At 45.6% G+C, this 13,219-nt stretch carries 11 protein-coding genes; 3 read left to right on the top strand and 8 right to left on the bottom strand.

Translation table 11 applies throughout. The features are described from left to right. Positions 1–3: 3 nt before the first annotated feature. Together NSU16_RS03980 and yfmT are read right to left on the bottom strand one after the other, a co-directional pair. Entirely contained in the window at positions 4–864 is an 861-nt protein-coding gene (locus tag NSU16_RS03980; RefSeq protein ID WP_339192148.1) for a methyl-accepting chemotaxis protein, read from the bottom strand. 12 nt (positions 865–876) lie between these two features. Continuing rightward, positions 877–2,334: a benzaldehyde dehydrogenase gene (gene yfmT / locus NSU16_RS03975; protein ID WP_151174825.1), complete on the bottom strand. Its 1,458-nt coding sequence runs from the start codon at positions 2,332–2,334 to the stop codon at positions 877–879. Between the two features lie 247 nt (positions 2,335–2,581). Here yfmT and NSU16_RS03970 point away from each other — a divergent pair, with 247 nt between their 5' ends. From NSU16_RS03970 to NSU16_RS03960, 3 genes are all read left to right on the top strand, one after another. Further along, positions 2,582–3,967 (top strand): amino acid permease, encoded by a 1,386-nt coding sequence (locus NSU16_RS03970; protein WP_010333339.1) that lies wholly within the window; start codon positions 2,582–2,584, stop codon positions 3,965–3,967. A gap of 103 nt (positions 3,968–4,070) precedes the next feature. Continuing rightward, on the top strand, positions 4,071–4,781 hold the full coding sequence (locus NSU16_RS03965; RefSeq protein ID WP_268446579.1) for a YjjG family noncanonical pyrimidine nucleotidase: 711 nt from the start codon (positions 4,071–4,073) through the stop codon (positions 4,779–4,781). 113 nt (positions 4,782–4,894) lie between these two features. Next, positions 4,895–6,127, top strand: coding sequence for an MFS transporter (locus NSU16_RS03960; protein ID WP_339192147.1), 1,233 nt, complete (start codon positions 4,895–4,897; stop codon positions 6,125–6,127). A gap of 29 nt (positions 6,128–6,156) precedes the next feature. On the opposite strand, the gene NSU16_RS03955 is transcribed toward NSU16_RS03960, so the two are convergent. The 6 genes from NSU16_RS03955 to ltaS1 form a co-directional block, all read right to left on the bottom strand. Continuing rightward, positions 6,157–7,092 (bottom strand): putative nucleotide-diphospho-sugar transferase, encoded by a 936-nt coding sequence (locus NSU16_RS03955; protein WP_326226327.1) that lies wholly within the window; start codon positions 7,090–7,092, stop codon positions 6,157–6,159. A 14-nt stretch (positions 7,093–7,106) separates the two neighbouring features. Continuing rightward, positions 7,107–8,270 carry a glycosyltransferase family 2 protein gene (locus NSU16_RS03950; protein ID WP_010333334.1) on the bottom strand — a complete coding sequence of 388 codons (1,164 nt, stop codon included), beginning with the start codon at positions 8,268–8,270 and terminating at the stop codon, positions 7,107–7,109. Positions 8,271–8,298: 28 nt separating this feature from the next. Beyond that, positions 8,299–9,210: a putative nucleotide-diphospho-sugar transferase gene (locus tag NSU16_RS03945; RefSeq protein WP_339192146.1), complete on the bottom strand. Its 912-nt coding sequence runs from the start codon at positions 9,208–9,210 to the stop codon at positions 8,299–8,301. A 22-nt stretch (positions 9,211–9,232) separates the two neighbouring features. Beyond that, positions 9,233–10,201 carry a GDP-mannose 4,6-dehydratase gene (locus tag NSU16_RS03940; RefSeq protein WP_168747168.1) on the bottom strand — a complete coding sequence of 323 codons (969 nt, stop codon included), beginning with the start codon at positions 10,199–10,201 and terminating at the stop codon, positions 9,233–9,235. Positions 10,202–10,207: 6 nt separating this feature from the next. Beyond that, positions 10,208–10,972, bottom strand: a complete 765-nt coding sequence (locus NSU16_RS03935) for a glucose-1-phosphate cytidylyltransferase (protein ID WP_010333331.1) — start codon at positions 10,970–10,972, stop codon at positions 10,208–10,210. Between the two features lie 240 nt (positions 10,973–11,212). Then, on the bottom strand, positions 11,213–13,132 hold the full coding sequence (ltaS1, locus tag NSU16_RS03930; protein WP_010333330.1) for a lipoteichoic acid synthase LtaS1: 1,920 nt from the start codon (positions 13,130–13,132) through the stop codon (positions 11,213–11,215). Positions 13,133–13,219 lie beyond the last annotated feature (87 nt).

The following is a 13,219-nucleotide window of genomic DNA, read 5'->3' as shown; positions in this document are numbered from 1 at the left end:
CTCTTACTCTTCTTCAAGCGCTTTTTCTGCCATTTTAGCGAGATGCTGCGCACTGCCTGAGATCTCCTGCATCGTGGCGGAAATCTGTTCAACAGCCGCAGCTTGTCCGTCAGTATGCTGATTAATCGATTCAATCGATTCTTCTAGCCCTTTTAACAGGCTGTGGATTTTTTTCGTGATCTGATCGATCTGGCCGACATTTTCTTTCGAATGCGTCGCAAGCTTTCTGATTTCATCGGCTACGACAGAAAAGCCTTTTCCGGACTCCCCTGCCCGTGCGGCTTCAATCGCAGCATTTAAACCGAGCAGATTGCTCTGATCAGAAATGCCTTTCACGGTTACTGAAATATCGGCGATTTCTCCCGCGCTTTCGCTTACCTTTTTCGCTTGTGAGGAAATGCCCGACATTTGCGATGAGAATCCGTTAATGGAGTCAGAAATATCGGAAATGGCCGCAGCCGTTTGTTCAACGACAGCCGATAAGCTTTCCGCTACATCATGAAGCTTAGAGGACTCCTCAAGGCTCGTGCCGAGGCCCACTCCTCCAATCACTCTTCCGTTCTGGTCATGAAGCGGGATGGCTCGTGCGATCAATGGGAAACCGAACAATTCCTTCGGCACCATGCTCGTTTTTTTCTGATTGCTGCGGATCGCGTCTGTGATGATATCTCCTTCTTGCAGCGGATCTCCGGCTTTTACGTTAAGGGAGAAGGTTTTTGCGGGAATATTGACCAGCAATTTCTCTGTATCATAAATGCCGATTGTAATATCATCCTGAACCAGGCTGTTTAAAAAAGGGGCTACTTTTACAAATGCGTCTAGAAGATCTGCTGTTTCATTTTCTGTTCTTATGCTCAATTCCAATCACTCCTTTTATTAGTAAGGGAAGCTGCGTTTTTCGTGCTGAACTGAAATCCATTTCAGTGTCGTAAATTCTTCAAGACTCCATTCGCCATTTAATCGGCCGAGGCCAGATTGCTTTTCACCGCCGAATGCCACATTTGGTTCATCATTAATTGTCGTGTCATTCACGTGAATCATGCCTGTTTCAATGCGTTTCGCAAAAGCCACACCGCGTTCAAGGTTGGAGGTATGTACGGCTCCGCTTAAGCCAAACGGGGTATCGTTTGCAATATCCACCGCTTCGTCTTCTGAATCAAATGTCATGAAGGAGACGACTGGCCCGAACAGCTCTTCCTTAGCAATGCTCATAAACGGTTTCACGTCTTTTAAGATGGTCGGCTCCACGATCGTTCCGTTAAATCCGCCTAGCTTCACCGGAACAGCTCCTTCTTCAATCGCTTTCTCAACAGATTTCATTAAACCGTCAGTCTGCCTGCTGTTGATTAAAGGTCCGATAATCGTATCAGGGTCCATCGGATCGCCGACTTTCAGCGATTCCACTTTTGCCTGATACAGCTCAAGGAATTGATCATAAATTGATGAGTGAACCAGTACGCGATTGGCTGACATACAGATCTGTCCTTGATGGGTAAATCTGCTGAACACTGCCGCATTGACTGCATATTCGATATCCGCATCTTCAAGCACGATAAAGGCGCTGTTTCCGCCAAGCTCAAGAAGCGGCTTTTTAAAGTGCTTCATCGCAAGCTGGCCGATGTAACTGCCCACTTTCGTAGAGCCTGTAAATGAGATGATCCGCGGCACCGGGTGTTCGACAAAGCTGTCACCGATTTCTGCGATGTCAGTGACAACAACATTCAGCAGTCCTTCCGGAACGCCCGCATTTTCAAAAATCTTCGCAATCAGCGTACCGCCGCAAATCGGTGTTTCTTCGTGCGGCTTCAAAACGACGCCATTGCCTGCTCCCAGTGCCGGGGCTACTGATTTCATAGATAAAAAGAATGGGAAGTTAAAAGGACTGATGACACCGACAACGCCTGCCGGCACGCGATATAATCTGTTTTCCTTGCCGTCTATTGTAGAAGGAAGGATTTTCCCTTCCATGCGGACAGGGAACGTCGCCGCTTCTTTGATGATGTTTTTCACGAGTCCGATTTCAAAAGCTGCTTTCAGCCTTGTTCCGCCCAGCTCTTCCATAATCAAATAAATGATGGCTTCTTCATTCTCTTCAATATACGTAACGGCTTTTTCTAAGATTGCTCTTTTCTCGAATGGGTTGACCGCATCCCATTTTTTCTTTGCCAAAGCCGCTGCTCGGTACGCTTCATCTACATCATCAGCTGTCGCTTTTTGAAAGGATGTGATTGTTTTTTGAGTATAAGGATTTTTGTTTTCCAATACATTTGGGCTGCTGCCCTCCTGCCATTTTCCGCCAATAAATTGTTTGTTTAATTCTTCATATTGAAACATGGTCAGCATCTCCTTTTTACCAGCAAATCAAAATATGGCCAATCTATCATTTCTATCGGTTCACCATCAGCAAAATTCAATATCCCCTTTGTAAAAATTACTATATTATGATACGACAACGCTTTTTAGCTTCTATCGTTTAAAGCAGAAAAATATATGATTGACTGTGTCAAATTTCGACAATATAATACAACAAGAAATGTATATAATGATTAGAATATTTTGAAATCTTCAGGAGGAACTTTTCATGAGTTCATTATTTAGAAAAAAACCGCTTGAAACATTAAATGCGCAGAGCCAATCCAACAGCCTCGCTCGTACTTTAAGCGCATTTGATTTAACACTTCTCGGTATCGGGTGTGTCATCGGCACTGGGATCTTCGTTATTACAGGAACAGTGGCCGCGACCGGTGCCGGTCCCGCCCTAATCTTATCGTTTATTTTAGCGGGCCTTGCCTGTGCGCTTGCCGCCTTCTGTTATGCTGAGTTTTCGTCTTCGATACCAATCTCGGGAAGCGTGTACTCATACTCCTATATCACACTTGGAGAGCTGCTCGCCTTTTTAATCGGTTGGGATCTCATGCTTGAATATGTCATTGCGCTGTCGGCGGTTGCCACGGGCTGGTCGTCATACTTTCAATCGCTGCTCGCCGGCTTCAACTATCATATTCCTGCTGCGCTGGCAGGAGCTCCGGGAAGTACGCCGGGTGCCGTGTTTAACCTTCCGGCTGCGGTCATTATTCTCATCATCACTGCAATTGTCAGCAGAGGCGTCAAAGAAAGCACACGCTTCAACAACGTGATTGTGCTGATGAAAATTGGAATCATTTTATTGTTCATTATTGTCGGCTTCGGTTATGTCAAACCTGATAACTGGACGCCTTTTATGCCGTTTGGAATGAAAGGCGTCATTGTCAGCGCGGCAACGGTTTTCTTCGCGTATCTCGGATTTGACGCGGTATCCAACGCTTCAGAAGAAGTGAAGCATCCGCAAAAAAACATGCCGATCGGCATCATTTCAGCTCTGGCCGTCTGTACCATTTTGTACATCACGGTATCGCTTGTTTTGACAGGGATGATGCCTTATGCCAAATTAAATGTCGGTGATCCGGTTTCCTTTGCGCTTAAATTCGTCGGCCAGGATGCGGTTGCGGGAATTATTTCTGTCGGTGCCATCATCGGAATTACAACAGTGATGCTCGCATTGCTGTACGCCCAGGTCCGTTTAACCTTTGCCATGAGCAGAGACGGTCTATTGCCGGGTTTGTTCGCAAAAATTCATCCGTCATTCAAAACGCCGTTCCGAAACACATGGCTGACAGGAATCGTCGCGGCGGGAATCGCAGGGTTCATTAATCTCGGCACACTTGCGCACCTTGTAAACATGGGGACGCTTGCGGCATTTACAGTCATTTCGATCGCTGTTATTGTGTTAAGAAAGAAACATCCGGAAATCAAAGCCTCCTTCAGGGTGCCTTTCGTTCCGGTTGTGCCAATCATCAGTGCTGGAATATGCCTTTGGTTTATGTACAGCCTTCCAGGCATCACATGGCTTTCATTTGTTATCTGGATCGCCGTCGGAACGCTCGTTTATTTCCTTTATGCAAAAAAACACAGCTTATTAAACAAATAATGATAAGCCGTCGGTGCGGACATTTTAAACGTCCAATCCGCCGGCTTTTTTCGTTTTGGCGTGTGCTATACTTTGAGTACACATACAGAAAGGAAGACAAGCCTTGAAACCATACCGCACTTTATTATTCGATGTAGATAATACCATTTTGGATTTTACAGCAGCAGAAAAATCAGCGCTCCGCCTGCTGTTTGAAGATCAGAACATCCCTCTTACCGATGAAATGGAGTCCCGTTATCGAACAATTAATCAAGGCCTCTGGAGAGCTTTTGAAGGAGGAAACATGACTCGCGATGAAGTGATGACCACCCGCTTTTCCGCTTTGTTCAAGGAATATGGCTATGAAGCAGACGGAGTGCTGCTAGACCAGAAATATCGCAGCTTTCTTGAAGAAGGGCACCAGCTTATGGACGGGGCATTTGATCTCATCACAAAACTGGAACAGCATTTTGATTTGTATATCGTGACAAACGGCGTTTCCAGAACTCAATATAAGCGTCTCAGAGATTCAGGATTATTTCCGTTCTTCAAGGACATTTTCGTTTCTGAAGACACAGGTTTCCAAAAACCGATGAAAGAGTACTTCGACTATGTGTTCGAACGGATTCCCCATTTTTCAGCGGAGCACACCTTACTCATCGGCGATTCGCTGACAGCGGACATCAAAGGCGGACAGCTCGCCGGAATTGATACGTGCTGGCTTAACCCTGGCATGAATGTCAATGAAACAGAGGTTGTGCCGACGTATCACATCCGTAAGCTTGAAGAGCTATATCATATTCTCAAAATCGAAAACACAATCATCAACTGTTAAGCGGCAGGTGCTGCTTCCCTTCCAGAAGGAGTCTTTTTTCCTGTTGATAAATCCTTCACCTTATGAATAATATGGTGGTATGCACTGGTTATATATGTTAGGAGGAGAATCATTTGGCTATTGCCGCCCCGCTTAAAGAAAAACCTGTTCAAAAACCCGGCACCACCGTGTATCCGATCTTGATGATCATCGGAATCTGCCACATGCTCAACGATTCGCTGCAGGCTGTGATTCCGGCCATGTTTCCGATTTTGGAACGCTCCATGAGCTTGACATTCACACAGCTCGGCATCATCGCTTTCACGTTAAACATGGTGTCATCCGTCATGCAGCCTGTTGTCGGCTGGTATACGGATAAACGGCCGCGGCCGTACGCCCTGCCGATCGGGCTGACTGCCAGCATGCTCGGCATATTGGGCCTTGCATTTGCCCCGTCATTTATGACGATCTTGTGCTGTGTGTTTTTTATCGGATTAGGCTCCGCTATTTTTCATCCGGAAGGCTCCCGTGTGGCTTATATGGCCGCCGGCACAAAACGCGGGCTTGCCCAGTCCATTTATCAGGTCGGAGGAAACTCAGGCCAAGCGATGGCACCCCTGATTACCGCGCTGATCCTTGTTCCGCTCGGACAATTCGGTGCTGTCTGGTTTACACTAGTTGCCGCGCTCGCAGTTATGTTTCTGCTTTATATTGCAAAATGGTACGCCGCTCGGCTCGGTAGTCTTGCACAGAAGCAGGGCACCCAAAAGAGAGCCGCTGTACAAAACTCGTCTGTCACCAAGTCCGTTATATCTGCTCTTATTATTATTATCTTTTTGATTTTCGCGCGTTCTTGGTATACGAGTGCGATCGGCAACTTTTACACGTTTTATGCGATGAATACATATCACGTAAGCATTCAGCAGGCTCAGAGCTATATTTTCGTCTTTTTGCTGTTTGGCGCTGTCGGAACCTTTCTCGGCGGCCCGCTCGCAGACCGTTTCGGAAAACGATTCGTCATTCTCTGCTCGCTGCTGTGCTCTGCGCCGCTGGCGATTCTGCTTCCATTTGCCGGCCCGGTTCTGGCCTATGGCGTACTCGCTTTGATCGGCTTGGTTCTCATGTCGAGCTTTTCCGTAACGGTTGTGTATGCACAGGAGCTTGTCCCCGGAAAAATCGGCACGATGTCCGGTTTAACCGTCGGCCTTGCCTTCGGTATGGGAGCAATCGGCGCTGTGGCGCTTGGTGCTCTGATTGACGCCGCGGGACTGACCCCGACCATGATTGCCATCGCGTTTCTCCCGATTCTTGGCATCCTCGCGTTTCTTTTGCCGAGTGACCAGAAACTGAGAGAATGGCATAGCTGAAAAAACCCCTGCCGGGCGGCAGGGGTTTTTTAATCAAGCTGTATAAAATGAGTGTCCGGCACCGCGTGTTTCGGGATAAAGCCGTCGGCAAAGTCCGGAAATGCCGTCTGTATTTCGTCAATCCACCTTTTCAGATTTAACACATACGGCATATAAATCATTTCAATGGCCGCTTCGTCTTCAATGCGGTAATACCAGCAAAGATTAAATTCGTTCTCCGTCACCAACGTAAACCCGGAGAAATGATAGAAAATCAGCGGCGTTTCATCTAGATAAACGCGGCCGTTCTTTTGAGTCACCTTATAATTTTCTATATTCCAAAGCGCCGTATTGACTCCGGTTGATTTGACAACATGCACACCCTGATACTGCGCCGGCCACTTCTCCACATACCTTTGATCTCCGTACGTCTTTCTTTCCGTATTCATTTCCACCGTGCAATATTCAATGCAATCCTGTCTCCATTGCCATACCGCTTTATAAGCTTCTTCTGTATTCCGGGCGCCGACAAAGCCTGTGTTAAAACGTCCGGTTCGCTCATAATAAGACATGAACCGCGGCGAGTTGCGATGATCGGTCAAATACAGAGCAGCCGCCGGGTTTTCGGCAAAAATGCGCGCTGGATCAGAAAAGAAAAACAGATCGGTATCCATATGGGCATAATATTCGGCGTCATCCCACTGGCTCATGACATGGAACAAAAATGCGGGCTTCAGTGTCCAGCAATACTCATGGAACGTTCTGTTGCTTTTCGCTTCCAATAGCTCCGGATCTTCCATTTCATGAAGCTGCACAAAGGTGACATGCTCCCATGGCACGTGCTGAAGCAATTCATATGCCTTCTGATCAACACACAGCACATATAAATGAAAATCATCACAATGCTCATGGAGGGAATGAATCATAGGCATCAGTTTAAAGATATGCGTCCTTGACACTATTGTTGAAAAATGAAATTGACTCACCATACCACATCCATTTATCTAAGATCCACGTGCAGTAAATCATTGACAAGCGCATACAGTGCATTAGAAAAATCGTTCACGCCAAGCTTCTTCTTCGCTTTTGGCAGAAGCTTTTTAACGGCTTGCAAATCAAAGTTTTTCGCAGTCACCCTCGGTGTTTTTTTCTGCCAATCCGGATCCAGATTGCGATCCTTCACGACATGGAGCAGCTCAAGAAACAGATGCAGCAGCATGTCGTATTTCTTCGAGTCCAGCAGTTTGTGTATATCAGACATGATCCTGTTGGTCATGTCTGGAGGGAATGGGCCGTTAAAGGCAAGATGAACATCTAATGACTGAATGTTGTTATATTTGTCGCACATATAGGCAATGTTTGTTCTGATATCGTCTACTGACTGACAATTGCTTGGGTGCTCCTGATGAACGCTGACAATATCGCGATGCAGTCTGAACGTCAGTCCGGCCTGATGGAGCCTGATCCCAAGATCATAATCCTCGAACCCGTACCGTACAATGCCTTCGTCAAACAAACCGAGATCAGCCACATGCTTTCGTTTTACTGATGAATTGTTTGTGATAAAAAAACGCCACGGCATATGGTAGCCCTTTAAGTCATCGCCGTATTCATCCAGTATCCGCTTCAGCACGTCAATAAAATCGGTATCAAGGTCAAAGCTTTGATTTAAGAAGCTTTCGTTTTTGATATCCGCCTCTGACAGAAGCTTTTGTTTGTCTTTTTTCGGCATTTCATCATATAACTTTGCAAGCTGCTTCTTATGTTCATCTTCAAAGCGTTCATAATAATAGCTGTAGATCCTTTTCCAAAACAAACCGCACACGACAAGATTCTCTTCGTTTTCATGCGCTTTGATATGCTTTGCCACAAGATCCTTGGCAGCAAGCATATCGCTGTCATGGAATATCAGAATATCTCCTCTGGCATTGCGGACCGCCTGATTTCTTCCGTAGGCAATGCCCCTGTTTTCTTTAATCCGTACAAAAATCAACGGAAAGTCCGCTTGAAACGATTTGAGCATCGAGAGCGTCCCGTCCTCAGAGCCATTATCCGCTACGATGACCTCAAACTCTTCAGCGCACTCCTGCTGGTTTAAGGACAGAAGACTGTTATAGAGGCGCTCCTTTGAATTATATGCAGGAATAATAACGCTTGCTTTCACTTCATTTTCACTTCCTGTATTTAATCATTTATTTGTTATCATCTTTTGAAGCAAAACCGTTAAATTCAGGGTCTAGCGCTTTGATATGCTGAATGATATGCGGCAGGGTCTGCTGGTACAGCTCATGCACAAACGGCAGGTCTGTGCGTGTTGTTTCGTGAATCTGTTTGATTTCATTGATGCTGACGATTCGATATCCGCTGAAATGATAGAAGATCAGCGGATTTCCATCTTCCAATACAATCCGGCCATCCTTCCAGCAAAACGTGTGCTGTCCGTAATTCCAATGGCCGATGTTCACACCTGGTGTCGTAATGTCACACACATTCGGAAACAGCTCAGACATATAATCCAAATAGCCCTGATCCCCGAATTTCCCTTCACCCGGCGCATTTTTACATTCCTCAAGACAGCGCTCCTTCCACCACTCCAAACAATCCGTCCCTGCTTTATCATGTTTAAAGCTGATAAAGCCAGAGTTATATCTGCCTAACAGACGCTGCAGCATATCAATTTGCTCTCTTTCAAACGAAGGAATAATGATATCGCCCCGGGAAAGCAGCACCGAGCAGTCCGGCTGATTCGTAAATATCGGTGACGGATCGGTGTAGAAAAATAAATCTCCGTCAATATACGTCACCCGTTCCAGCTCGGGATTGCTGTTCAGCACAGCTTGCAAGAAGATCGGCTTCATCGTCCAGCAGTACTCGCTTTGATCCCGTGTATCCTTCAGCTTCAGGAGCGTTTCATTTTCAAGCGCTGCCACCGGCACAAGAGTCAGCTGCTTCATATTCAATTTCTGCAATACGCGGTGCGTGTCATCATCCATACAAAGCGTAAAAATGGGGCTGTCTTGATCGACTTGCGCTAAAGACTTAAATAAGGCGACTGCCTGATATAATCTTCCTTTTGATAAAACGGTGCAATAGGCGCTCGTCATGGTATGTTCACCTCATTTCGCGTTACTTTTTGAAGAATTCTGTATACCACCCAATGGTTTTTTCAAGTCCTTCATCAATGGTGTAAGCAGGTGTCCAATTTAGCAGCTTTCTCGCTTTTTCTGCGGATAAATATTGGTGTTTGATTTCATTGCTTCCCTGGTTCAGCACCTTTGGCTTCAGATTGCTGTTCATTTTCTTTAATATTGTTTCGACTAATTCAAGCACAGTCAGCTGGATCTCATTGCTGAAGTTAAAGGCTTCCCCGGCGAGATTGAGTTCCTCCATTTTTTCCGCCAGAAGCAGGTAAGCCTGAACGGCATCTTCAATATAGAAATAGTCGCGGACAAAGGTGCCGTCGCTGCGGATTTCGGGAGCTTCCCCGTTCAGTACAAGCTGAATCGTCTGCGGAATGATACGGTTGAAGTTCAAATCCCCTCCGCCGTACAGATTTCCGCAGCGCGTAATACAGACCGGAAGGCCATAGGTGTGAAAATACGTATGGCTGATCAGATCCGCGCAGCTTTTCGATACGTCGTACGGATGCTTGCCTTGCAGCGGCATATCTTCATCGTACGGAAGGTTTTCTTGATCGCCGTATGCTTTATCGCTTGACGCGACAATGACACGCTTGATTAACGGATGCTTCCGGCAGGCCTCAAGAACATTCCACGTGCCGAGAATATTCGCCTCAAAGGTGGAAACCGGGTTGCGGTTCGCAACGCCGACAATCGCTTGTGCAGCGAGGTGAAACACCGTATCGATTTCATACTCTCCAAGCGCGCGTTCAATCACAGGCAAATCTTCAAGAGCGCCCTGCACGATGTTCATTTTCTTCACATGTTCTCCCTGATAAAGATTGGACTGAGGCACATGATCTCTGACAAGCCCCGTCACGTTTGCGCCCTGTTCGATCAGCTCTTTCACCAAATAGCTTCCTAAAAGACCTGTACAACCCGTGACAAATACGTTTTTATTTTTCCAGAAACTCAAATCAGTTCACCATACCTTCCATACATGTTGTCCTTGATCCCACATCTTGTTGACTTCCAAAAGATTTTTATACGTATCGATTGCCGTCCAAAATCCGTAATGGCGATACACGGCAAGTTCACCGTCTTTCGCAAGGTTTTTCAGCGGTTCATCTTCGAACATGGCGTTCCCATCCTTCGGCAAATAATCGAAAACCTTTGGATCGAGAACGAAAAATCCGCCATTGATGATGCCGTCACTCGATGTCTTTTCAGAAAAAGTTTTCGCTATACCATCCTCAACCGTCAAGGTGCCGAACTGCGAAACTTTATCAATGCCGGTGACAGTCGCAGCAGCACCCTTTGTCTGATGATAGCTGATGAGATGAAAAAGATTGATATTGGCCAGCCCGTCCCCATAGGTGAGCATAAACGTTTCATTGCCGATATAGTCCTTCGCCTGCAAGATTCTTCCGGCTGTCAGCGTATCTTCCCCTGTCTCCAAAAACGTAATTTTCCACGTTTCAGGCTGTCCCAGCATCTGCACCTCTCCTGTAGAGCTGTCGAGCGTGAGGCTGTTGTGCTTCCATTCGTAATTCAGAAAATATTCTTTGATTTTTTCTCCTTTGTAGCCTAAAAGCAGAATAAACTCGTTCACTCCGTAGTACTGATAGATTTTCATAATATGCCATAGAATCGGTTTTCCGCCTATCATGGCGAGCGGTTTAGGAAGTTCATTCGTGACCTCACTCATTCTCGTTCCTTTTCCGCCGCAGAGAATGACCGCTTTCATCTCTACCCCTCATCTCTATGAATATTGAGTTCGAAACCTTGGTACCTCCTTACAATCTATCAAGGCATTTCCCCGATAATTTGTCCGATTCCAATACCGGTTTCAAAATCTACTGTAATGATATGAGAGAGAGGCGGCCTTGGTGACCAAATGGAATCTATTTTTTCAACTTGGTTATGTAACCACACAAAAAAAGAGCCCTGAGCGCGGCAATACGCCCGCTCAAGGCTCTTCTTTGTCTTATTCGATATCTTTTTCCTTGCCGTAATGATAATCAGACGGATCAACGGCTTTAAAGTCACTGAGTTTGTGGAATCTCAGCAGGTCTTTGTAAAGGACACTGTCAGAAAGCTTCAGCTGCTGTGTCACTCTTGTTTTCAGGTTCTTCGTATCTTCATTCGCTTTTACTTCTTTACCTGTCTTCGTATCATAGATGATATTGTCGACAGATGTGTACTTCGGCGTTACGAAGTCGCCGTTTCTAAACGCCACTGTTTCGTCGTGGTCTTTAGAGAATAAATCGGTACCGAAGTTGATATATTTCTCAGAATCAATACCTTGCAAGTGAAGAAGTGTCGGCATAACGTCAATTTCACCGCCATACGTATGGTTCACTCCGCCTTTTTTGCCAGGGATGCGGATCATCAGAGGCACGCGCTGGTTTTGCGCGTTTTGATAATCTGTGATCTCTTTTCCGAGAATTTCTTTCATCGCGCGGTTATGGTTTTCAGAGATACCATTGTGGTCACCGTAAATCATGATGACTGAGTTGTCATACAGACCTGCTTCCTTCAGTTCCTTGAAGAATTGCTCAAGGGACTCGTCAAGGTAACGGGCAGTCTGGAAATAGCTGTCGACTGTATTATCGCCAGTCGTCGCTTTCTTAATCGTCGCGTCTTTTTCATCCAAGTTAAACGGATAATGGTTTGTCAAGGTAATCAAATGTGCGTAAAACGGCTTTTTCAGAGATTCAAGTTTAGGAATCGATTCTGTAAAGAACGGCTTATCCTTGAGCCCCATATTAATGATGTTTTCTTCTGACATGTCATACGTGCTTGCGTCGAAAAATTTGTCATAGCCGATATGTTTGTAAATTTGGTCGCGGTTCCAGAACGATTTGTAGTCACCATGCAGGACGGCGCTAGTATAGCCTTCCTTCTGATCCAAAATCGCAGGAAGCGACTGGTATGTGTTTTCGCCTTTTGTTACAAATGCGGAGCCTTCTGGAAGACCGAAGATCGAGTTATCCATTGTCAGCTCGGCATCAGATGTTTTCCCCTGTCCTGTCTGATGGAAGAAGTTATCGAAGTACGTGACGTCTTCGCCGCCGTGGGCCAGTTTATTTAAGAATGGCGTAACTTCTTCACCGTTCAGCTTGTAATCAATCAGGAACGACTGGAAGCTTTCCAGGTGAATCTTAATGATGTTTTTGCCTTTGGCAGACCCAAAGTACTCAGCGTTCGGCTTCGCGTAATGAGACGTCGTGTAATTCTCGACACTTGTCAGATCATCGCTGCTTGCATACGCTCTTTGCGTTTCTGTTTGAGCTGTCTGCACACCGTCATAAATGGTGTAATTGTAAAGACCTAAGTATTTTACGATATAATTGCGGTCAAACGTTCTTGTCAGCAGCTGCGGGCGGTCTTTTTCCGCAAAATGCAGGTTGATGAAAAACAGTGCGACCCCGGAAAGAATCACCAAAGACGCAAAACGTTTTTTCATTTTAAATCCTTTGAATTCAGGTCTCCAGATCAATACCGCAATCAAGATGATAATATCTAAGAAATAGAAAATATCATGACCGGCCATGATGCTGAAAATACCGTCGCCCATGTTTCCGACGTTGCCGGACTGTTTAATGTTCGGGAACGTTAAGAAATCATCAAAGAAACGATAGAATAAAATATTTGCATACAAAATGAACGTCATCACAAAATCAATAATCAGCATGATAATAGCTGATTTTCGCCCTTTCGCAAGCAATGCCAGTCCTAAAAAGAAGACGGCGCTTGAGAACGGGTTAAACACCAAAAGGATTTCTTGGGTTGTGCCTTTTACCCCAAGGTTAAACTCTGTTTTGTAGGATAAATACGTTTTTGCCCAAAACAGTATAACAGCCAACACAAAAAAGCTAAGTTTGTAAGAAAAAAGTTTCTTCATGGCAACCTCTACTTTCTTAAACACGTTAAGTCTTTATTTACTTTTACTTTCTCTTTTATCCTGTCTTCCAATTCCTTCTTTCCAAAC

This window comes from Bacillus sp. FSL K6-1003 (assembly GCF_037964945.1).
GTDB lineage: Bacteria > Bacillota > Bacilli > Bacillales > Bacillaceae > Bacillus > Bacillus mojavensis.
This window is presented reverse-complemented; position numbering and strand designations above follow the sequence as displayed.